The organism is Luteibacter sp. CQ10, assembly GCF_040900725.1.
GTDB lineage: Bacteria > Pseudomonadota > Gammaproteobacteria > Xanthomonadales > Rhodanobacteraceae > Luteibacter.
This window is the reverse complement of sequence record NZ_JAEUYM010000006.1, coordinates 244,182-265,148: the sequence shown is the minus strand read 5'-3', so window position 1 is coordinate 265,148 and position 20,967 is coordinate 244,182. Positions and strand designations below refer to the sequence as shown.

Annotated in this window: 18 protein-coding genes; 10 read left to right on the top strand and 8 right to left on the bottom strand. The window is 67.4% G+C overall.

What is annotated here, in order from left to right:
- Positions 1–61: 61 nt before the first annotated feature.
- The gene (locus tag JNG39_RS20075; RefSeq protein WP_368313731.1) at positions 62–982 is read right to left on the bottom strand and encodes an Hsp33 family molecular chaperone HslO; all 921 of its coding nucleotides are present in this window, start codon (positions 980–982) and stop codon (positions 62–64) included.
- A gap of 95 nt (positions 983–1,077) precedes the next feature.
- Between JNG39_RS20075 and mtgA the strand changes: the two genes are divergently transcribed.
- Together mtgA and JNG39_RS20065 are read left to right on the top strand one after the other, a co-directional pair.
- Positions 1,078–1,806: a monofunctional biosynthetic peptidoglycan transglycosylase gene (mtgA, locus tag JNG39_RS20070; RefSeq protein ID WP_368313730.1), complete on the top strand. Its 729-nt coding sequence runs from the start codon at positions 1,078–1,080 to the stop codon at positions 1,804–1,806.
- Between the two features lie 88 nt (positions 1,807–1,894).
- Positions 1,895–2,323 (top strand): CBS domain-containing protein, encoded by a 429-nt coding sequence (locus JNG39_RS20065; RefSeq protein ID WP_368313729.1) that lies wholly within the window; start codon positions 1,895–1,897, stop codon positions 2,321–2,323.
- Here JNG39_RS20065 and JNG39_RS20060 read toward each other — a convergent pair.
- Positions 2,320–3,597 (bottom strand): NTP/NDP exchange transporter, encoded by a 1,278-nt coding sequence (locus JNG39_RS20060; RefSeq protein WP_368313728.1) that lies wholly within the window; start codon positions 3,595–3,597, stop codon positions 2,320–2,322. The genes JNG39_RS20065 and JNG39_RS20060 overlap by 4 nt on opposite strands.
- Before the next feature lie 174 nt (positions 3,598–3,771).
- Here JNG39_RS20060 and JNG39_RS20055 point away from each other — a divergent pair, with 174 nt between their 5' ends.
- On the top strand, positions 3,772–5,100 hold the full coding sequence (locus tag JNG39_RS20055) for a serine hydrolase domain-containing protein (protein WP_368313727.1): 1,329 nt from the start codon (positions 3,772–3,774) through the stop codon (positions 5,098–5,100).
- Between the two features lie 232 nt (positions 5,101–5,332).
- Here JNG39_RS20055 and JNG39_RS20050 read toward each other — a convergent pair whose 3' ends face one another.
- The 4 genes from JNG39_RS20050 to gcvT all read right to left on the bottom strand — a co-directional run bounded on the left by JNG39_RS20050 (position 5,333) and on the right by gcvT (position 9,334).
- A complete protein-coding gene (locus JNG39_RS20050; RefSeq protein ID WP_368313726.1) occupies positions 5,333–6,352 on the bottom strand; it encodes an energy transducer TonB in 1,020 nt (339 codons plus the stop codon).
- 282 nt (positions 6,353–6,634) lie between these two features.
- Positions 6,635–7,276 (bottom strand): met regulon transcriptional regulator MetJ, encoded by a 642-nt coding sequence (gene metJ, locus JNG39_RS20045; RefSeq protein ID WP_345780014.1) that lies wholly within the window; start codon positions 7,274–7,276, stop codon positions 6,635–6,637.
- Between the two features lie 434 nt (positions 7,277–7,710).
- A complete protein-coding gene (gene gcvH, locus JNG39_RS20040; RefSeq protein WP_368313725.1) occupies positions 7,711–8,115 on the bottom strand; it encodes a glycine cleavage system protein GcvH in 405 nt (134 codons plus the stop codon).
- A 112-nt stretch (positions 8,116–8,227) separates the two neighbouring features.
- Positions 8,228–9,334 carry a glycine cleavage system aminomethyltransferase GcvT gene (gcvT, locus tag JNG39_RS20035; protein WP_368313724.1) on the bottom strand — a complete coding sequence of 369 codons (1,107 nt, stop codon included), beginning with the start codon at positions 9,332–9,334 and terminating at the stop codon, positions 8,228–8,230.
- A gap of 114 nt (positions 9,335–9,448) precedes the next feature.
- On the opposite strand from gcvT, the gene JNG39_RS20030 reads away from it, so the two are divergent.
- Genes JNG39_RS20030 through JNG39_RS20015 form a run of 4 tightly spaced genes read left to right on the top strand, consistent with a single transcriptional unit; the run spans position 9,449 to position 12,939 of the window.
- Positions 9,449–10,591, top strand: a complete 1,143-nt coding sequence (locus JNG39_RS20030; protein ID WP_368313723.1) for an ABC transporter permease — start codon at positions 9,449–9,451, stop codon at positions 10,589–10,591.
- On the top strand, positions 10,588–11,397 hold the full coding sequence (locus JNG39_RS20025; RefSeq protein WP_368313722.1) for an ABC transporter ATP-binding protein: 810 nt from the start codon (positions 10,588–10,590) through the stop codon (positions 11,395–11,397). The genes JNG39_RS20030 and JNG39_RS20025 overlap by 4 nt, the downstream gene beginning before the upstream one ends.
- A gap of 4 nt (positions 11,398–11,401) precedes the next feature.
- Positions 11,402–12,340 carry an MlaD family protein gene (locus JNG39_RS20020; protein WP_368313721.1) on the top strand — a complete coding sequence of 313 codons (939 nt, stop codon included), beginning with the start codon at positions 11,402–11,404 and terminating at the stop codon, positions 12,338–12,340.
- The gene (locus tag JNG39_RS20015) at positions 12,337–12,939 is read left to right on the top strand and encodes an ABC-type transport auxiliary lipoprotein family protein (protein ID WP_368313720.1); all 603 of its coding nucleotides are present in this window, start codon (positions 12,337–12,339) and stop codon (positions 12,937–12,939) included. Before JNG39_RS20020 ends, JNG39_RS20015 begins: the two co-directional genes overlap by 4 nt.
- Before the next feature lie 58 nt (positions 12,940–12,997).
- On the opposite strand, the gene JNG39_RS20010 is transcribed toward JNG39_RS20015, so the two are convergent.
- Positions 12,998–13,594: an alpha-ketoglutarate-dependent dioxygenase AlkB gene (locus JNG39_RS20010; RefSeq protein ID WP_368313719.1), complete on the bottom strand. Its 597-nt coding sequence runs from the start codon at positions 13,592–13,594 to the stop codon at positions 12,998–13,000.
- A 35-nt stretch (positions 13,595–13,629) separates the two neighbouring features.
- Positions 13,630–15,030 (bottom strand): amidase, encoded by a 1,401-nt coding sequence (locus tag JNG39_RS20005; RefSeq protein ID WP_368313718.1) that lies wholly within the window; start codon positions 15,028–15,030, stop codon positions 13,630–13,632.
- A gap of 190 nt (positions 15,031–15,220) precedes the next feature.
- Here JNG39_RS20005 and JNG39_RS20000 point away from each other — a divergent pair, with 190 nt between their 5' ends.
- The 3 genes from JNG39_RS20000 to JNG39_RS19990 are packed head-to-tail and all read left to right on the top strand — an operon-like array spanning position 15,221 to position 20,965.
- Positions 15,221–16,828 (top strand): electron transfer flavoprotein-ubiquinone oxidoreductase, encoded by a 1,608-nt coding sequence (locus JNG39_RS20000; RefSeq protein ID WP_368313717.1) that lies wholly within the window; start codon positions 15,221–15,223, stop codon positions 16,826–16,828.
- A 4-nt stretch (positions 16,829–16,832) separates the two neighbouring features.
- Positions 16,833–18,914: a glycosyltransferase gene (locus JNG39_RS19995; protein ID WP_368313716.1), complete on the top strand. Its 2,082-nt coding sequence runs from the start codon at positions 16,833–16,835 to the stop codon at positions 18,912–18,914.
- A gap of 2 nt (positions 18,915–18,916) precedes the next feature.
- On the top strand, positions 18,917–20,965 hold the full coding sequence (locus JNG39_RS19990) for a glycoside hydrolase family 99-like domain-containing protein (protein WP_368313715.1): 2,049 nt from the start codon (positions 18,917–18,919) through the stop codon (positions 20,963–20,965).
- Positions 20,966–20,967 lie beyond the last annotated feature (2 nt).

Sequence of the window (20,967 nt, the reverse complement as noted above, 5' to 3'; positions counted from 1 at the left end):
CACCCTTCGGTAGGAAGCTCGCTACCAAAGGGTGGGAGCCGATCGCATCGGCGAATCGGGATTACTGAAGCGTATGGTTCGCCGGCGGCACGTCGCCGTCGACGAACAGCTGCTCCGCATCCACCCGGTCGAACACGTAGCGCGTGGCGCAGAACTCGCAGATCACCTCGACCTCGCCGTCGCGGTCGTCGAGCGTGGCCTTCACCTCGTCGTGGCCCAGCGCCTTGAGCATGCTTTCCACCCGCTCGCGCGAGCACGTGCAGCCGAAGGCCAGCGGCTTGGGATCGTAGAGCCGCACCGTCTCCTCGTGGTACAGCTTGAAGAGCAGGTCGGCCGGATCGGTGGTGAGCATCTCGGCCGTGCCCAGCGTGGACGTGAGCGCACCGACGCGATCCCAGGCGTCCGCGTCGTCCTCGGCGGCATCGTGACCGCCCTCACCCGGCACCGGCTGCAGCATCAGGCCCACGGCACGCTCGCCGTCCGCGGCAAGCATGATGCGGGCGGGCAGCTGTTCGGACTTCTCGAAATAGCCTTCGAGGGCGGATTCGATCGAATGCTTGTCGGTGAGGTCGACCACGCCCTGGTAACGGCCACGCTCCGCATTGCCCACGGTGATGGCGAGCACCTCGTCGTCCATGTCACCGAGGTTCACCGATTCGCCGAGGGTCTCGGCGTCGAAGCGCGCCAGCCCGCGCAAGCGCCCCTTGTCGGTGCACTCGGCGAACAGCAGCCGCACGGCGCCCTGGCTCTTGAACTCCAGCGAGAGCGAACCTTCGAACTTGATGTTCCCGGTGAGCAGGGCACTGGCCGCCACCGCCTGGCCGAGCGTTTCGCGCAGGGCATCGGGGTATTCGACCCGCGAGGCGATTTCGCGCCAGCTGGTGCCCAGGCGCACGAACACGCCACGCACGCCCGCCTTCTCCAGCATGAAGCGGTGCAGCACGTCGTCGGTCGAGGGAGTGGTACGGGTCGAATCAGTCACGGGGGGTCTCCTACGGATCCGTCGGTAGATGGGGCCATCCTGATACGGCGACAAGCCCGGCCCTATACTGCGCCATCCTCCGTCATCCCGCCCCCATGAGACCGACGCCCCGCCGCCTCCTCCGCATCCTCGTGCTGCTCGCCGTCTCCTGGCTGGCCCTGTCCTGCCTGGTGGTGATCGCGCTGCGCTTCGTGCCGCCCTGGACCAGCGCGACGATGATGGAACGTCGCGTGGAAGCCTTCGTGGGGGGCGAGAAGGATTTCGACTTCCGCCACCGCTGGGTGCCGTGGAGCGCCATCTCGCCGCAGGTGGGCATCGCCGTGGTCGCCGGCGAAGACCAGAAATTCCCCTTCCACCACGGCTTCGACGTGGACGCCATCCAGGACGCCATCGATGCCGCCGACGAAGGCAAGCGCCTGCGCGGTGCCAGCACCATCAGCCAGCAGGTGGCCAAGAACCTCTTCCTGTGGAACGGCCGAAGCTTCGTGCGCAAGGGGCTGGAAGCCTGGTACACGGTGCTCATCGAGACGTTCTGGCCGAAACGGCGGATCCTCGAGGTGTACATGAACATCGTGGAGCTGGGTGACGGCGTCTACGGCGTCGGAGCGGCGAGCGATGCCTTCTTCCACGCGCCCCCTTCCCGTATCGGCCCGGCCCAGGCCGCCCGCCTGGCCGCCGTGCTGCCCAATCCGCGGCGCTACCGCGTCGACGCGCCCAGCCCCTACGTGCAGCGGCGCACGGCCTGGATCCTCCAGCAGATGGGTCAGCTCGGTGGCCCCGGCTACCTCGACCGCCCGCCGCCGGCGCGCGGCCGGTCGCGCTGACTTTTCACCTGTCGCCCACGCCCTCCGTCGTCGCCCGGCGTAGACTGGAGCGAAGGCGGCCCCGCCGCGCAAACCCGTGGAGGCGAACATGCAGCAGGTCAAGCATCTCCTGGACATCAAGGGCAGGGGCGTGTTTGCCGTGGCGCCCGACGCGCCCGTCATCGAAGCGATCCGGCTGATGGCCGAGAAGAACGTGGGCGCCCTCACCGTCATGAAGGGCAGCGAGCTGGTCGGCATCGTTTCCGAACGCGACTACGCACGCAAGGTGATCCTCAAGGACCGCTCGTCGCGCGACACGCCCGTGGCCGACATCATGACCGTGAGCGTGGTCACCGTGGCGCCCGACGCCACCGTCGACGAGTGCATGCGCCTGTGCACCGACAGCCGCATTCGCCACCTGCCCGTGCTCGACGGCGGCCGCGTGACCGGCATGGTATCCATCGGCGACCTGGTGAAGGCGACGATCTTCGAGCAGAAGCAGACCATCAACCAGCTCGAGAGCTACATCGCGGGCTAACGCTTCTCGTCTTCGGGAAGCAGGTCGGGCGACGTGGCCGCGTTGCGGGCCACGATCGTCGCGATGCCCGCCAGTCCGGCGCAGATCAGGCCCAGCGTCGCCACGCTGGCGCCGAGGCCGCGCAACGCCGTGATGCCGCTGGTCACCAGCAGGTCGCCCAGGCGCCAGACCGTGGTTTCCACCACGTTCTTGCCCTTGTAGCGGTCGTCACGCGGAATCCTCGTGTAGAGCGCGTCGCTCGCCGGCTTGGTCATGCCATAGGCCAGGCCTCGCGTGCCGATCTGCACGAGCGTGATAAGCGAGATCACTCCGCCGAAGGCCGCGATGTCGATGGGGCCGTAAACGGCCAGGGCGACGAGCAGCGCGAAGTTCACCAGCGACGGCACCACCATCGCCCACAACGCCCCCGCCCCGCGCAGGATCAGCGGCGTGAGGGTGAGCTGCAGCACCGCGCCGAGCAGGTTGATGGCCAGGTCCAGCCGCGCGTAGAAAGCGGTGCGGGCGGCGGTGTCGACGTAGTGCGCCTTGGTGTAGTCGGCCATCAGCGCATAGGCGACGGTCGCCACGCCGTCGCTGAGCAGCATCAGCAGCGCCATGTTGCGCAGGAAGGGGCGGGAGAGGACGGCCTTGAGGCCATCGAAGATCGAGCCGCCGATCGGCGCTCCCTCGCTGGCGTCGTTACCGGCCGCGTTCGAGGACACCGCCAGCAGCAGTGCCATCGCGATCAAGAGGCCGCTGGCGGACACGAGCAACAAGGGCGGCACGCCGATCCGCGCCACCAGGGCCGCCGTGATCAAGGGCCCCGTCAGCGCGCCCGCCATGCCGCCGAACGCGATGAACGGAAACACCAGCCGCGCCTGCGCGCTGCGGTAGACGTCGGCCATCAGGCTCCAGAACAGCGACGTCACGAACAGGATGAACACGCTGACCCAGACGAAGAAGAACGTGCCGAGGGTGGCCGCGCCGATGCGATCCTGCGCGGCGAAGGCCGGCATGAAGGCGACGAGACAGCCCGCGAAGAAGATGTAGCTGCAGGTCAGCACCTGCCGTCGGGGAAAACGCGACACGAGCCAGCCGAAGACTGGCATGAGCACCAGCATCACGACGAAGACCAGCAGGTAGAACATCGGCAGCGACGACGACCCGGCGGCACCCACGAGCTGGTCGCGCACGGGGCGGATCACGTAATACGACGTCATCACGATGAAGAACGCGATGGTCGAAAGCGCGAGGTTGGCTCCCTCGCCGAGGGCGGCATGTCGACGGGCGTTCACGGTGGCCGGTTATGTCCGGTGGAGACCGGCCAGAGCCTAGCACGCCGCCGCGGCCGTTCAGGGTCATCAAGGGGACGACACCGTCATGCGTTGTCGCCGGACCGGAACTGGCAGACAATCGACTCGTCCCTACACCTATGGCGCGACCCGACGCCGGGCTCCCGCGAGATAAGCATGCCGCTCCGTTCCGTTTCACTGATTGCCAGCGCACTGGCCTTCGCCCTGGCCGCGCCCTCCGCCCTCGCCGCCGTTCCGCAGAAGCCGCCGGTCGTGCACGTCGACCCGCAGGCGCAGAAACTTCCGGCCGGGCGCGTGAAGGACACCATCGAGAACTACAAGCGATGGCTCGACGAGGCGGAGGCCCGCGACGCCGCGCCCGCCCTGGTCACCGCCATCGTGGTCGACGACAAGGTCGTGTACGAGCGCGCCTTCGGTTACGCCAACGAGAAGACGAAAGAACCGGCCACGCCCGAGACGGTGTTCCGCCTCGCCTCGCTGTCCAAGGCTTTCGCCACCGGCGTCACCGCCGTGCTGGTCCGCGCCGGGTTCCTCAGCTGGGACACCAAGCTGGTCGACACCATCCCGTACTTCAAGCTGAAGGATCTCCAGGCCGCGCAGCAGGCCACGGTGCGCGACATCCTCGGCCAGCGCCTGGGCCTGCCTCGCAACACCTACGACAACCTCCTCGAGGCCGACGCGCCCTACGAGGAACTCGTGCGCAAGCTCGACGAGGTGGACCTCGCCTGCAAGGTGGGCGCGTGCTACGGCTACCAGAACGTCGCCTTCAGCATGATCGGCGACGTGATCTACGCGACCACCGGCGATTATTTCTTCCGCCAGGTGGAGCGCCGCATCTTCACGCCCCTGGGCATGACCACCGCGAGCTACGGCCGCGACGCGCTCGAGGCGAGCAAGAGCTGGGCGCGCCCGCATCGCGGCGGCCCGCACAACTGGATTCCCTACGAACCCAACGACAGCTACTACCGCGTCGCCCCCGCCGCCGGCGTCAACGCGAGCCTGCGCGACATGGAGCAATGGCTCATCGCGCAGATGGGCGGCCGCCCCGACGTGCTGCCCACGCCGTCGCTCGACGTGCTGCATGCCCCGGAAGTGCCCACGCCCTCGGAAGAGCGTTCGCTGCCCTGGCGCCGCGCGCGCGTGACCGACGCGCACTACGCGCTGGGCTGGCGCGTGTTCACCTACTCGGGCGAGACGCTGGTCTATCACGCGGGCGCCGTATCGGGTTACCGCACGATGATCGGCTTCTTCCCCAAGTACCACGCGGGCGTGGTGAGCATGTGGAACGGCACGGGACCGATGCCCGCCGGGCTGATGCCGATGGTCTTCGACAGCCTGCTCGGGTTGCCCCACGTGGATTGGGCCGGGGTGGAGGGTTCGGCACACGCGGCGGCGCCTGCGCCGAAGGCGGTGGCGAAGGGGAAGGCTAAAGCCAAAGCCAAGGCGGCGCCCAAGAAGGCGGCGACTAAAAAGAAAAAGCCGTAGGAACGTCGTCGCTCGACCTTACGCCCGGCGCTGGGTTCCTGCGTGCGCAGGAACGACGGGCTCCAAAGTTGCGGCTCGCTGCATACCCCTCGCGTCGTCGCTCGACCTTACGCCCGGCGCTAGGTTCCTGTGTGCGCAGCAACGACGGGCTCCAAAGTTGCGGCTCGCTGCATACCCCTCGCGTCGCCCCTGCGAAAGCAGGGGCCCAGGGCCGTGAGATCGGTCGAGCGACTTACCTGCCCAGGTTGAACTGCAAGCGCCGACGCAAGGTCACCGCCATCGGCTCGCCGTTGCGCATGGCCGGCTTGAACTCCCACTTGCTCACTGCGTCGATCGCCGAACGATCGAACACGTGGCGAGGCTGCGCGTCGGTCACGGTGACGTTGCTCACCGCGCCGTCCGTACCCACGGTGAGCTCGACGTCGACCCAGCCTTCCTGGTTCGCACGCAGCGCCGCCGTCGGATAACGCGGCTTCACCTGGTTGACCAGCACCGCATCGGTGATGGCCTCGGCGTCCGCCGCCGCCGGACGCGTCGGCGCGGCCACCGTCGCCGGCTTGGGCGCCTGTTGCTGCTGGGCCACGCGTGCGGCCTGGTCGCGTGCCGCCTGCTGGCGCTGCGCTTCGGCGGCCTGCTCCTCGGCCCTCTGCCTGGCCGCGTTCGCGGCGTTCTGCTGGGCGAGTTGCTGGGCCTTCTGCGCGTCGATGGCCTGCTGCTGCTCGCGGTCGAGGGTCTTGCGCTGCGCGTCCAGTTTCGAGCGCAGGATCGTGAGCGTGTAGTTCTCCGGATCGGCCTTGGCCAGCAGGTCGATCTCCCGCTGCGCCTCGTTGAAGTCGCGCTGGTTGATCGTCTGTTCGGTGGCGGCCGCACCGTAGGAGAAGGTCTCGCGCAAGGCGTCCGCGGCCACCGGGTTGCCCGGCTGCTTTTGCAGCACCTTCATGTAGAACTCGAACGCGTTGTTGCCCTTCGGCGCGACGAGCCGCTGATCGTTCATGGCGGTGCGCGCCTCGGTGAGCAGCTGGTCGACGCTCAGCGCATCGACGTTCGCCAGCGGCGCGTCACGGGTGCGTGCCGGTCGCGATGCGACGGCGGACGCGGCGTCCTGGGTGGACATCGCCGCCTGGTACGGCCGGATGATCAGGAACCATGCGGCGACCGCGAGGGCCGCCACGATGACGATCACGGCGAGCGTGACGGGCTGGATCGCGCCGCGCATCGGCGGGCGCGCGGAAAGGCGGTGACGTGGAACCATGCGTATCGACCCTTCTTCGCATTGCGCGCTCCCCCATGTGGCATGGCGGAGAACCCCCCGTTCACCGCAGCGCGATACGGCTGAAAGGTAACCGTAACGGACGTGTGAATCCAGTGCGTGGGGCTAGGAGGTTTTCCGGGTGCGGCGCAGGTCGCCTTTTCGTGGCCCATGAAATGAATAACCCCGGACAGGCCGGGGTCAATGTTCGAAATGCCTCCCCGCGCTGGGCACCGCGGGGAGGGAATTCGCACTTACTTACTTTCTTATATGTAGCGGTGACGCTTACTTGGCCTTGGCGGCCTTGGTGGCGCGAGCCACCTTCGCGGCGGCCGGAGCGGCAGCCTTGGCGACGCGGGTCTTGCGAGCAGCGGCCTTGCGCGGAGCAGCGGCCTTGCGCGTAGCGGTCTTGCGGGTAGCCTTCTTGGCGGCGGTCTTGCGGGCCGGAGCCTTACGGACAGCCTTCTTCACCGCCTTCTTGGCGGCGACCTTGCGGCCGGCCGTCTTGCGGGTGGCCTTCTTGGCGGCGGTCTTGCGAGCCGGCGACTTGCGGGTCGCCTTCTTCGCCGCGACCTTGCGGGTCGAGGCCTTCTTCGCCGGCGACTTGCGAGCGGCGGTCTTCTTGGTGGTGGACTTGCGGGTCGCCTTTTTGGCGGCCGACTTCTTGGCAGTGGCTTTCTTGGCAGTGGCCATGGTTCGTCTCAGCTCCTCATCAGTTGGCAGTGGTTGCCCAGTAAAAGCGTGGAGGAACGCTTCGACCAGCAGGTCGCTGTTCGTCGCGTGCCTCAAATTGTTGACCTGTCGGCGAGTACGTTCATCGGAAAGTAGTCGAAGCACATGCAGCGGAATCGAGACTGTGATCTTGCGAACCGCTCCCGCTTTCGAACCATGCTCCACATACGGTCGGATGAAAGTTTCTGTTTCCATTTCCGGGTTCCCCGTCAATTGACGCAAAAGCTATTCCTGAACATATCCGCTGTCAATAAATTTTGGCTCTAAATTGAAGGTCTTGCGGCCGGATATCCAAGTCCACACACCTCGCACCCGAGCTTTTCGACGACCTCCGCGATCACCCCGAAGGCTAATGCGCGACACCGCCGATTGATTTATTCGACACCTTCGGCATGAAAGAAATGCCTTAAATAAAGATGTTTTTCGCGCGTTATCCGAAACGTCGCATGCACGCGACGCGTACCTTGCAAGCAGCCCGCGCAAGGCCGCCGGGGTGCCGCGCGAGGGTCGTTTCGGGGATGAACGGAATTCGACTGGCGGGCAAAAAAAATTTCCCGCCGACCTCGATTCCGGACAAAAAAATGCCGGTCGAAGGACGACCGGCATCGGTTCGGGCATGTCGCGCGGGATCAGTGGTCTTCGCTTTCGATCAGTTCGGCATACGCATCGGGAGTGAGAAGCTCATCGACTTCAGCCCGGTCGGTGTACTTGATCTTGAAGATCCAGCCTTCACCGTAGGCATCGGAGTTGATCGTTTCCGGAGCATCCGCGAGCGTCTCGTTCACCGCCACGACCTCGCCCGACAACGGCGAGTAGATGTCCGACGCGGCCTTCACCGACTCGACGACGGCCACGCCCTTGCCTTCGCCCGCTTCGACCGAACTGCCCACTTCCGGCAATTCGACGTAGACCAGGTCGCCCAGCGCCGACTGCGCATGATCGGAGATGCCGACGGTGGCGGTGCCGTCGTCGTTGATGCGCACCCACTCGTGGGACTTGAGGAAATGCAGATCGCCGGGGATTTCGTTGCTCATGGGTGCTCCTCGATGTCTCGGGACGGGGTGCGTTGGAAGGGTGGCCAATTGTACCGATCTACGGATGGCGTGACAGGCACCCTCCGTGACCTTCTCTATATATATGTGTCGCTCAGTCGACGATACCCGGCATCGGCTGGCCGTCGCGGACGAAGGGGAACTTCACCACGCGCACCGGTACCTCGCGACCGCGGATGTCGACGCGGACCGCGCCGGGCTCGCCGGCGGGGATGCGCGCGAAGGCGATCGACTTGCCCAGCGTCGGAGCGAAGCCGCCGGAAAGGATCTCGCCCTCGCCGTGGGCGGTGAGCACCTTCTGCCCGTGGCGCAGCACGCCCTTGTCGTCCATCACCAGGCCGACCATGACGCGCTTCACGCCGTCGGCCTTGTGCTTCTCCAGCGCCGCGCGACCGATGAAGTCGCGGCCCTCGTCGAGCGAGATGGTCCAGGCCAGCGCGGCTTCCCACGGCGAGACGGTTTCGTCCATGTCCTGGCCGTAGAGGTTCATGCCGGCTTCCAGGCGAAGGGTGTCGCGCGCGCCCAGCCCGGCGGGGGCGACGCCCGCGTCCTTAAGAAGATTCCACAGTTCGACGACGCGCGTGTTCGGCACCACCACCTCGAAGCCGTCTTCGCCGGTGTAGCCGGTGCGGGCGAGGAACAGCGGCATGCCGTTGGGACCTTCGACCTCGATGGCGGCGAACTTGCCGAGCTTGCGTGCCTTCTCCTGCACCTCGGACGGCAGCAGGCCGATGAGCTTCTCGCGCGCGTTCGGACCCTGCACGGCGATCATGCCGAACTCCGGACGCTCGCGTACGGTGACGCCGAAGGCCGCGGCCTGCTTTTCGATCCAGGCCAGGTCCTTTGCGCGCGTGGCGGCGTTAACCACCAGGCGGAAGAAATCCTCGCGCAGGAAATAGACGATGAGGTCGTCGATGACGCCGCCGTTCTCGTCGAGCATGCAGGTGTACAGGGCCTTGCCCGGCTTGGCGAGCTTGTCGACGTTGTTGGCGACGAGCTTCTTCAGGAAGCCGCGGGTGTGCTCACCGGTGAGGTCGACCACCGTCATGTGGGAGACGTCGAACATGCCGGCGTCCTTGCGCACCGCATGGTGCTCCTCGATCTGGGAGCCGTAGGCGATCGGCATGTCCCAGCCGCCGAAGTCGACCATGCGGGCGCCAAGCTCGCGGTGGGTGGCATTGAGTTCGGTCTTGTCGGTCATGGTCTTACCTTCATGGGAATGCGGGACGGAAGCGGGCCCGCCATTATCCGGGCGTTGGCGCGCAAGGCCAAGCGCGAGCGCAACATGTCGCGGGAGAGTGCTAGTGTTCGCTCCATGGCAAATTCCACCCACCCCGGCTCGGTGACCCTGGCCCGCGACGCGGACGGCGCCCGGCTGTCGCTGTCCGGCGACTGGACCTTGCCGCACTACGTCGACCTGCATCGCAAGGCCGTCGACCTCGCCCCCTCGCTCGGCAAGGACGTGCGCGTGGACATCCACGGCCTCGGCGCCATGGATACCTCCGGCGCCTTCGTGATCGCCGAGCTGCTGGGCAGCAAGCGCACCCAGGCCCTGGCGCAGGACGCCTCGCTGCCACCGGCGCGGCGAGCCTTGCTGAAGACCGTCGGCGACGCCATCGACACCTACTGCAAGGGCATCAAGCGTCCGCGCGATGCCGGCTTCGTGGTGATGCTCGAGCGCATCGGCCGGGCCATGGGATCGTTCTGGCGACAGACGGCCAAGCTGCTCGGCTTCATCGGCATCACCCTGCAGGGTTTCGCCACCACCGCGTGGCGGCCCAGTCGCTGGCGCGTCACCCCGCTGGTGTCCCACATCGAGCAGACCGGCCTCGACGCGGTGCCCATCCTCACCCTGCTCTCCTTCATGGTCGGTGCCGTCGTGGCCTTCCTCGGCTCGACCGTGCTGGCCAGCTACGGTGCCACGGTGTTCACCGTCGACCTCATCGGTTTCGCCTTCCTGCGCGAATTCGGGGTGCTGCTCACGGCCATCCTTTTGGCCGGCCGCACGGCCAGCGCGTTCACCGCGCAGATCGGCTCGATGAAGGCGCGCGAGGAAATCGACGCCATCCGCACGCTGGGCCTGTCGCCGATCGAACTGCTGGTGCTACCGCGCGTGCTCGCCCTGTTGATCGCCCTGCCCCTGCTCACCTTCCTGGCGACGGTGGCCGGTATCGTCGGCGGCGGCGTGGTGTGCATCGTGTCGCTGAAGATGTCGCCGTCGATGTTCCTGTCGATGTTCCAGGCCGACATGTCGATCGGGCAGTTCCTCGTGGGCGTGGCGAAGGCGCCGGTGTTCGCCTTCATGATCGCGGTGATCGGCTGCATGGAGGGCTTCAAAGTGTCCGGCAGCGCGCAGTCCGTGGGCGAGCACACCACCTCCAGCGTGGTGCAGTCGATCTTCGTGGTGATCCTGCTCGATGCCGTCGCCGCCCTCTTCTATATGGAGATGGGCTGGTGAACGCCTCCCCCGCCACCGTCACGCCGATCGCCGGCGACGTCATCCAGGTACGCGGCCTGGTCAACCGCTTCGGCACGCAGACCGTGCACGAGAACCTCGACCTCGACGTGCGCCGCGGCGAGATCATCGGCATCGTGGGTGGCTCGGGCACGGGCAAGTCGGTGTTGCTGCGAACCATCGTCGGCCTGGTGCGCCCCGCCGCCGGCGAAGTGCGTGTGTTCGGCGAAGACCTGCTGTCCCTGCCCAACGACCGCCGCTCGCTGGTGGAGCGCCGCTTCGGGGTGCTGTTCCAGAGCGGTGCCCTGTTCTCCTCGCTGACCGTCGCCGAGAACGTGGCCTTGCCCCTGGTGGAACACGAGCACCTGCCGCGCGCGGACGCGCAAAGGCTGGCCGGGGTGAAGCTGGCGCTCTCGGGATTGCCGGTGGATGCCGGCCGCAAGTATCCCTCGCAGCTGTCCGGCGGCATGATCAAGCGCGCCGCGCTGGCCCGCGCCCTCGCGCTCGATCCGGAAATCCTCTTCCTCGACGAACCCACCGCGGGCCTGGACCCGATCAGCGCCGCCGCGTTCGACAGCCTCATCGTCACCCTGCGCAACGCGCTCGGACTCACCGTGTTCCTGGTCACCCACGACCTGGATACGCTCTATTCCACCTGCGACCGCGTGGCCGTACTGTCCCAGCGCCGCGTGCTCGCCGTCGGCCCCATCGACGAGGTGGCCCGCACCGACGACGCCTGGGTGCAGGCGTATTTCAACGGCCCGCGTGGCCGCGCCGCCACCTTCGCCGCCCAAAAAGGCAAGGACTGATCCCATGGAAACCCGTGCCCACCACATCCTGATCGGCGCCTTCACCCTGTTCGTCGTGCTCGGCGGCCTGCTCTTCGGCGTGTGGCTCGCCAAGGCGCATGCCGACCAGGAATGGAACTACTACGACATCGTCTTCAACGAGGCCGTGACCGGGCTCTCCCGCGGCGGCGCCGTGCAGTACAACGGCATCCGCCTGGGCGACGTGATGCAGCTGAAGCTCGATCCGGAAGATCCCCGCCGCGTGCTGGCTCGCGTGCGCATTAGCGGCGACACGCCGCTGCGCAAGGATACTCACGCGAAGCTCGCGCTCACCGGCGTCACGGGCGTGGCCATCATCCAGCTTTCCGGCGGCTCGCCGGGCAGCCCGCTGCTGATCGGGCACGACGGGGAGGTGCCGGTGATCGTCGCCGACCCGTCGCCGTTCGCGCGGCTGCTCTCCAACGGCGAAGACCTGCTCACCAACATCAACCAGGCGGCGGAGCATGCGAACAAGCTGCTCTCGAAGGAAAACGTGCACCGCATCGAGAACGTGCTCGACCACCTGGATCGCACCACCGGCGTGATCGCCGACGAGCGCGAGGACATCCGCACGCTCATCAAGCAGCTCGCCGTGGCCACGAAGCAGGCCAACGACACGCTCACCGAAAGCCAGCGGCTGGTGCACAACGCCAACGGCCTGATCGAAGGCCAGGGCAAGGCCACGCTGGAAAGCGCGCAGCACGCCATGGCGTCGCTGGAGCACTCCATGGGCACCATCGACCGCGTGCTCAACGACAATGCCGACGCCATCAACGGCGGCGCCTCCAGCCTCGGCGACCTGGGCCCGGCGCTGCGCGAACTGCGCGACACGCTCGGTTCGCTGCGCTCGATCACCCGCCGTCTCGACGAAAATCCCAGCGGTTACCTGTTCGGCCGCGAAAAGAACCAGGAGTTCACCCCATGAAGCGCGCCCTCGTCGCCCTGCCGCTGCTCGGCCTGCTGACGGCCTGTTCGATCCTTCCCAAGCAGGAGGCCTCGCGCACCTACACGCTGCCCGCGGCGCCGGGAGCACGGCCGCGCATGGTGGCATCCGTCGACTGGGGCTTGCGCGTGATGTCGCCGGGCGCGCCGCGCACGATCGACAACCCACGCATCGCCGTGTCGCCCGAGGCGAACACGATGACCGTCTACGCGGGAGCGCGCTGGAGCGACACGGTACCGCACCTGTTCCGCGACCGCCTGGCCGACGCGTTCCGCGACAGCGGGCGCATCGCCGCCCTGAGCACCGACGAGGCCAACCTCGCGGCCGATTACGAACTGGGCGGCAACCTCGCCGCGTTCCAGACCGACTACGTGTCGGGCAAACCGGAGGTGACCATCCGCTACGACGCCGTGGTCTCCGACAGCCGTCACCACATCGCCGGCAGCCGACGCTTCGAAGTGCGCGAGCCGGTGCAAGGCAAGGAGGTGCCGCAGGTGGTGGAGGCCTTCGGGCGGGCGATGGATCGGTTGTCGGGGCAGGTGGTGGGGTGGACGTTCGAGGCCATCCCGGCGACGAGGTAATCCCGTTCGCCGATACGATCGGCTCCCACCCCTTCGGTAGGCAGATTTTCGAACCTTGCTACCGAAGGGGTGGGAGCCGATCGTATCGGCGAAGGGACTCGCCGCCAGGTTGATGTATGTAGCGAAAGGTAAGGTTGATCCGCGCTCCCGCCACCCGCTTCCGCACAGGCAACTCATGCCTGTACAACCGCTGCGTCCCCTCCCCCATCCGCAGCAAGCTCCCGTGCATCAATTCGATACCGACCGGCTCCCCACCCGCCTTCGCCCGAAAGCGAAACGTGCGCACCGCGCCCGGGCTCACCGACGCAATCACCGGCTCCGGCCCCAGCTCGCGTTCGTCGTCGCTGTGCCAACCCATGCGGTCGCTCCCGTCGCGGTAGAGGTTCGCCAGCACGCTGTTGAAACGCGTGCCGCACGCCTCCTCCACGCGGTCGCGTAGCGCCAGCAGCGTGGGTGTCCACGCATGCGGCTCGAACGTGTTGCCCGAATAGCGATAGCTCGCACCCGGATCGCCGAGCCAGGCATTCAACCGGGGCGCGTCCACCCAACGGCCGAACATGCGCAGGCGGTGCACCTCCCAGGGAATCTCCGCGTGCAGCACCTCGAACAGCGCATCCGCTTCTTCTCGCCCCAGCCACTCGGGCGCGAACGTCACGTCCGCCCCCGGCAGATCGATGCGATGCCAGCGGATCAGGCGGGTTCCACCGGGTACTTCGGTTCGGCGTCGAGCGACGAGGCGCAGACGGCGGCCAGTTCCAACAGGCGCAGGTCGGAGCCGCGGGCGCCGACGAGCTGCATGCCGATGGGCAGGCCGTTGGGCAACGTGCCCATGGGGATGCTCACGGCCGGACAACCCGCGAGGCTCGCGAAGCTGCACAGGTCGCCCTGCGACGACGGCGCCGGTTCATCGAGCGGGAACGCACCCTGCGAGGTGGTGGGCAGCACCAGCACGTCCACCTGGGCGAACAGGCGGCGCATCTTGAGGGTGGCCGCGTCGAGCACGAGGTCGGCCGCGGCGTAGTCCGCGGCGGACTTGCGCGTGGCGAAGTCGAGCATGCCGCGCAGGCTCGGCGACACCGGATAGGCTTCGTCGGCCAATTCGGCGGCGAAGGTGTTGAGCATCTCCGATTCCATCAGGAGCAGGCCCGCGCGGCGCGTGCGGGCAAAATCCCAATCGGAGAAATCCACCGTGCGCCGTTCGCCCAGTTCGCCCTTGAGTTGGGCGAGGGCGCCGTCGAAGACATCGATCACGTCGCGCTCGACGCCGATGGCGGCCAGGTCGGGCAGCACGCCCGTGCGCAGGTTGCCCGGCTCCCAGTCCGGCGGCGAGAAGGCCACGCGGCGGCGACGCGAACGCGCGTCGTCGGCGTCGTAGCCGGCAAGGGTCTGCAACAGCACGGTGAGGTCGTCGACGCCGCGCGCGAGCAAGCCCACGGCATCCAGGCGGCGTGCGGCGGGGACGAGGCCTCGCGCGGAAATCTCGCCATGGGTGGGCTTCAACGCGTAGACGCCGCAATAGCTCGCGGGCACGCGGATCGAACCGAGGCTGTCGGAGCCGATGGCGGCCACGGCCATCCCCGAGGCCACGGCCGCGGCGGCACCGCCGGACGAGCCACCGGCGGTGTAACCCAGGCGATGCGGATTGTGCGTCGCGCCATGCCACGGATTGTTCGTGGCGAGCCCGAGCGCGCCTTCGTCCATGTTGGTCTTGCCCAGCAGCACCGCGCCGGACGCGCGCAGCCGTGCCACCACGTGGGCGTCTTCCTCCGGCACCACGCTGCGACGCCGCATGCCGGCGCGCGTGGGCACGCCCGCGACATCGACGTTGTCTTTCAGGGCGATGGGTATGCCGTCGAGGCGACCGATCACACCATCGCGCCGGCGGTGATCCGCAGCAGCAGACTGTTCCTGGATCAGCGAGACGCTGAAATCCACGAAGGCGTTGAGCCGCGGGTTGAGCCGCTCGATGGCATCCTGGTAGACGTCGGCAAGGGCCCGGGGCTGGACCCGGCCGATGGCCAGCCAATGCAGGATCTGCAGCAGGGTGGCCCGGCGGAGGTCCGTGTCGGCAACCGGCGGCATCGTATTCATGGAGTCTCCTTTCACTTGGGACGATTATGAACGTCGTAGGTGAAAGCCTTGCAAGCCCCCCTCCGCATTTCCGGAAAAAAGGTCGTTTCAAACGGGCATTTGCCCGTCTGCCAGCGAAATCGGACAATGCCCGGTCATGCGTGCGCCGGAAGGTGTCCGCCGTCCTGCCAGCCCTGTGAGTGAGCCAGCCATGAGCGAACGCGAAACCATGGAATACGACATCGTCGTCGTCGGCGCCGGTCCGTCCGGCCTGTCGTTCGCGATCCGTACGAAACAGCTCAATCCCGAACTGACGGTCTGCGTCATCGAGAAGGCGTCCACCATCGGCGCCCAGATCCTCTCCGGCGCCGTGATCGAGACCGGTCCGCTCGACCGCCTGCTGCCCGAATGGCGCAACGCCCCGCCACCGATCTGCGTGCCCGTCACCAACGACGAGTTCTGGATCCTGCGCGATCACGCCTCGGGCACGAAGTTGCCCGTGACGCCGCCGCAGATGAACAACCACGGCAACGTCATCGTGAGCCTGGGCGCGCTGTGCGCCTGGCTGGCCCCGCAGGCCGAGGCCCTGGGCGTGGACGTCTTCCCCGGCTACGCCGCCGCGGAGGCGCTGTTCGACGACGCGGGCGCGGTCGCCGGCGTGCGCATCGGCGACATGGGCATCGCCCGCGACGGTTCGCACAAGCCGGGCTATACCGAAGGCATCGACATCCGCGCGAAGGTGACCGTGCTCGCCGAGGGCTGCCGCGGCCACATCAGCAAGACGCTCATCAAGCGGTTCGACCTCGACAAGGACAGCGATCCGCAGACGTATGGCATCGGCATCAAGGAGCTCTGGCAGCTTCCGCCGGGCCGCGCCGAGCCGGGCAAGGTGGTGCACACCGCCGGCTGGCCGCTCGCCAACGATACCTACGGCGGCAGCTTCCTCTACCACATGGACAACGACCGCGTGGCGGTGGGTTTCGTGGTGGGCCTGGACTACCCCGACCCCGACTTCTCGCCGTTCGAGGCGTTCCAGCAGTTCAAGCACCATCCGAACGTGAAGGGCCTGCTCGAGGGCGGCACCATCGTCTCCGCCGGCGCGCGTGCCATCATCGAGGGCGGCTTCCAGTCGCTGCCGAACGTGGAGATGCCCGGCGCGATCCTCGTCGGCGATTCGGCGGGGCTGGTCAACGTGCCGAAGATCAAGGGCACGCATCAGGCCATCGCCTCGGGCATGCTCGCCGCCGAGCATCTGGTGGCCTCGTCGCTCAAGAGCGCGGGATGGGACGCGAAGCTGCGCGGCTCGGCCGTGATGGCCGAACTGAAGAAGGTGCGCAACATCCGCCCGGGCTTCAACAAGGGTTTGTGGTGGGGCCTGATCAATGCCGCCTGGGAAACGGTCACCGGCGGCAAGTCGCCGTGGACGCTGAAGAACCACGCGGACTGGTCGTCGCTGCACAAGCTGGGCCAGTTCGAGGCACCGAAGAAGGATTACGTGGAGCGCACGCTCGCGCCGCGCGATCGCCTGGCGTCGGTCTACTTCGCCGCCACCGAGCACGACGAAGACCAGCCGGTGCACCTGAAGGTGGCCGACACCAGCATCTGCATCGACCGCTGCACCACCGAATACGGCAACCCCTGCCAGCGTTTCTGCCCGGCGGGCGTCTACGAGATCGTGCAGGACGACGTCGGCAAGCGGCTGCAGATCAACGCGGCCAACTGCGTGCATTGCAAGACGTGCGACATCAAGGATCCCTACCAGATCATCACCTGGGTGACGCCGGAAGGCGGCTCGGGACCGAATTACCAGAACCTGTGATCCCGTGACCGGCAAGCTCACCTGGCGCTATCGCCGCTTCGTGTCCATCGCCCAACGCGTGCGCTCCAGCGTGGCGTTGCGCGGTTGGCGCGGCACACTCTCGCGGATCTCGCAGGAGTTCGCCAGCCGGCCGGCGCTCGACGACACGCTGGCGTTGCTGCCGCTCGACGTACCGTTCGAACCCTTCGAGCTGCCGTCGTCGGCGCAGCCGCGCGTGTCGATCGTGATCCCCGTGCACGGCAAGCTCGCCTATACGCTCGCCTGCCTGCGCTCCATCGCGGCGGCGCCGCCGAGCGATCCGTTCGAGGTGATCGTGATCGACGACGCGTCACCGGACGAGACGGCGGATACGCTCGCGCGGGTGCATGGCCTTCGCCTGTTGCGCAACGCGGAAAACCTCGGCTTCGTCGGCAGCTGCAATCGCGGCGCCGCAGAAGCCCGGGGTGAATTCGTCGTCTTTCTCAACAACGACACCCAGGTCACGCCGGGCTGGACCGAAGAACTGCTGCGCTGCTTCGACCTGCGGCCGAATTGCGGCATCGCCGGAAGCCAGCTGGTCTACCCGGATGGACGCCTGCAGGAGGCCGGTGCGTGGGTGTTCGCCGACGGATCGGCGTGGACCATCGGGCGCTTCGAGCCGCGCACCGATCCGGCCGTGCGCTATGCGCGCGAGGTCGACTACGTATCGGGCGCGTCGCTGGCGATCCGCCGCGAGACGTTCGCCGCGCTGGGCGGATTCGATGCGCGCTTCGCACCCGGATACTACGAGGACACCGATCTCGCCTTTGCCGCGCGCGCGGCAGGGCTCAAGGTCTGGTACGTGCCGACCAGCGTGGTGATACATGCCGAAGGCATCAGTTCGGCGGGCGCTCCGCAGAACGGCATGAAGCGCTTCCAGGACATCAACCTGGCCAAGTTCGCGGGTAAGTGGCGCGAGGCGCTCACCCGCCAGCCCGCTCCCGGCACGCCCCTCGCCCGCGTGGCCGAGCAGCGCCGGCGCGGCACGGTGCTCGTCGTGGACGTCGCCACGCCCGACGCGTCGCGCGACTCCGGGTCGCTTCGACTGATCTCCATGATGCGCCTGCTGGTGGACGACGGTTGGCACGTGGTGTTCGCCCCCGACGACGGGCGGGCCGACGACGCGGCGATCCGCGAGCTGGGTCGTTTCGGCATCGAGGTGATCGCGCGGCCGTGGAACGATGGCGTGCCATCGTGGCTGTCGCGGAATGCCTCCGCCCTACGCGCGGTGATCCTTTCGCGGCATACCGTCGCCGCGCAATACGCACCGTTCGTCCGCCGCCATGCCCCTGGGGCGAAGCTCATCTTCGATACCGTCGACCTGCATTTCCTGCGGGAAGAACGCGGTGCCGAACAGGCCGGCAGCGCGGCCCTGTCCCGGCAGGCGTCGGTCACGCGCGAGCAGGAGTTGAAGCTCATCGCCGCCGCCGACACGACCTTCGTGGTGAGCGAATACGAGCGGAGCCTGCTGGCCCGGATGCTGCCGGACGCCCGCGTGGAACTGCTCTCCAACATCCACGAGGTCCACGGCCGATCCCGTGGCCATGAAGGCCGCCGCGACCTCCTGTTCGTCGGCGGCTTCGGCCACCCGCCCAACGCCGACGCCATGCGCTGGATGGCCGACGCCATCTTGCCCGCCCTTCGTCGCGTGCTGCCGGACGTACACATCCTCGTCGCGGGCGACGTGCCCGAGGGCGAGCGCAAGACGCTCGCCGCCGCCGGGCTGACCATGCTCGGCCGCGTGCCGGATCTCACGCCGCTCATGGAATCGGCGCTGGCGTCGATCGCACCGCTGCGCTTCGGCGCGGGCGTCAAGGGCAAGATCAACATGGCGATGAGCCATGGGCTGCCGGTGATCGGCACCCCGGTGGCGGTGGAGGGGATGCGATTGACCGATGGTGTGGATGTGCTGACGGCCGAGACGCCGGACGATGTCGCCGAGGCTTACAAGCGACTGGCTGGCGACCCCGCCGCATGGCTTGGCCTGTCCGATCGCTCGCTGACTCATGTGGCCGAGCACTTCTCCGCCGATGCGGCCCGCCGGGCCCTTCAACGAGCCATACTCTGATCATGTCCCTCAACGAACGCCTACGCTCGCTGGTCTTCCATGGCCTGCGCCTCGGCTTCCGGTTGACGCCGATGCCGACGGCGACCCGCGACCGCTTGCGACAGCGCTTTCTCGCGAGGCATCACGCACTGGTTCCCTCAGGCCCGAAGGGCAAGGCCGGAGGTACCACGTCACACCGCCCGCTCGACCGTTCGGGCCATCGCCTGTTGGCCCACGTCAGTCACAGGGATGCCCCGCTGCCCTCGCCGCTGCCTGCCACGATCGTCGCGTTCTACCTGCCGCAATTCCACCCGATTCCCGAGAACGACGCCTGGTGGGGCGATGGCTTCACCGAATGGCACAACGTAGCGCGCGCCCTTCCGCAGTTCGAAGGGCATGCGCAGCCGCGGTTGCCCGCCGATCTCGGCTACTACGACCTGCGCCTGACCGAGGTCATGCGGGCACAGGCACGCATGGCCCGCGAATACGGCGTCGGCGCATTCTGCACGTATTTCTACTGGTTCGCCGGCAAGACACTGCTCGAGACGCCGCTGCGGAACTGGCTCGACGACCCCTCCATCGATTTTCCGATCGCCCTGTGCTGGGCCAACGAAAACTGGTCGCGTCGCTGGGACGGACGCGAGGGGCACGTGCTGATCGGACAGCGCCACAGCGATGAAGACGATCTCGCGTTCATCGAATACGTGTCGCGCTATCTGCGCGATCCACGCTACCTCCGTGTCGACGGCAAGCCCATGCTCCTGGTCTACCGACCGGGACTGCTACCCGACGCGGCCGCGACGGCGCGCCGCTGGCGAGCCTGGTGTCGCGACCAGGACATCGGTGAAATCCACCTGGCTTACGTACAGAGCTTCGACAATGTCGATCCGGCCTCCATCGGATTCGATGCGGCCGTCGCGTTTCCACCCAACAATACGACGCAAGCACCGGTCACGGCGTCGCACCGATTGCTCAATCCCGACTACGCCGGCCAGATCATGGATTGGCGCCAGCTCGCTTCCGCCTCGATGGCCGCTGCCGACCCGAACTATCTGCTCTATCCAGGAGTGAATCCCGGCTGGGACAACGAGGCTCGCCGCAGCGGTCGCGGGCGCAGCTATGTGCATGCGACGCCGCGTGCCTTCGAGCGCTGGACACGCCAGGCGATCGCGACCGCGAAGCGACGCATGCCTTCGCACCCCATGGCGTTCGTCAACGCATGGAACGAATGGGCCGAGGGCGCCGTCCTTGAACCGGATACGCGCCATGGTTACGCCTGGCTGGAAGCCATCCGGCGTGCGCTGGCACCTCCCCCGGAACCGAAGCGGCGCCCCTGCGCGGTCATCCACGTCTGGTATCCCGAACTGCTCGCGGAACTGGTGACTGCCCTTCGTGCCACGTCACTGGACTTCCGGGTGATCCTCACCGTTCCTTCCGAACGCGAGGAAGCCGTGCGCAAGGAGGCGGCCCGCCTTGCCCTCGATGCGGAACTGATCGTTTCGCCCAATCGCGGGCGCGACATCCTCCCGTTCCTGCGCACGGCCGGTCGCTTGCTCGACGAGGGCGAGGACGTGGTGCTGAAGCTGCATACGAAGCGCTCGACGCATCGGCAGGACGGTGCCGCCTGGCGGGCCGAGCTCGTCGACCGCCTGCTCGCTCCAGGTCGGGCAGTGGAGATCGTGGACGCTTTCCGCACGGACCCGATGCTGGGCGTGGTGGCACCGGAAGGCCACGTGCAACCCCTGGACTTCTATTGGGGCGCCAACGCATCCAACGTCGAATACCTTTGCTCCCTCATGGGCATCGCCCAGCCGGACGTCGCTGAGGACACGTTCGTCGCCGGAAGCATGTTCTGGTGTCGCCTGGAGGCCTTGGTTCCACTTATCGACGCCCCACTGTCCGAAGCGGATTTCGACGCGGAGAAGGGCCAGGTCGACGGCACGCTGGCCCATGCCGTCGAGCGCGTGGTCATCCTGGCGGCATCGCACGGCGGATATGCCACGCGCACCTCGGCCGCGCTGGTGGGCGAACCGGACCCTTCAGGCCCTTACGCCTACGCGAAACGCGGATAAAA

Bases quoted from the DNA above. Each gene is read 5' to 3' on its own strand.
- JNG39_RS20030 (WP_368313723.1), top strand. From the start codon at position 9,449: ATGGCAAATTCCACCCACCCCGGCTCGGTGACCCTGGCCCGCGACGCG.
- JNG39_RS20000 (WP_368313717.1), top strand. From the start codon at position 15,221: ATGAGCGAACGCGAAACCATGGAATACGACATCGTCGTCGTCGGCGCC.
- JNG39_RS19990 (WP_368313715.1), top strand. From the start codon at position 18,917: ATGTCCCTCAACGAACGCCTACGCTCGCTGGTCTTCCATGGCCTGCGC.
- JNG39_RS20050 (WP_368313726.1), bottom strand. From the start codon at position 6,352: ATGGTTCCACGTCACCGCCTTTCCGCGCGCCCGCCGATGCGCGGCGCG.
- JNG39_RS20015 (WP_368313720.1), top strand. From the start codon at position 12,337: ATGAAGCGCGCCCTCGTCGCCCTGCCGCTGCTCGGCCTGCTGACGGCC.
- JNG39_RS20065 (WP_368313729.1), top strand. From the start codon at position 1,895: ATGCAGCAGGTCAAGCATCTCCTGGACATCAAGGGCAGGGGCGTGTTT.
- JNG39_RS20020 (WP_368313721.1), top strand. From the start codon at position 11,402: ATGGAAACCCGTGCCCACCACATCCTGATCGGCGCCTTCACCCTGTTC.
- gcvH (WP_368313725.1), bottom strand. From the start codon at position 8,115: ATGAGCAACGAAATCCCCGGCGATCTGCATTTCCTCAAGTCCCACGAG.
- JNG39_RS20055 (WP_368313727.1), top strand. From the start codon at position 3,772: ATGCCGCTCCGTTCCGTTTCACTGATTGCCAGCGCACTGGCCTTCGCC.
- JNG39_RS20005 (WP_368313718.1), bottom strand. From the start codon at position 15,030: ATGAATACGATGCCGCCGGTTGCCGACACGGACCTCCGCCGGGCCACC.
- mtgA (WP_368313730.1), top strand. From the start codon at position 1,078: ATGAGACCGACGCCCCGCCGCCTCCTCCGCATCCTCGTGCTGCTCGCC.
- metJ (WP_345780014.1), bottom strand. From the start codon at position 7,276: ATGGAAACAGAAACTTTCATCCGACCGTATGTGGAGCATGGTTCGAAA.
- gcvT (WP_368313724.1), bottom strand. From the start codon at position 9,334: ATGACCGACAAGACCGAACTCAATGCCACCCACCGCGAGCTTGGCGCC.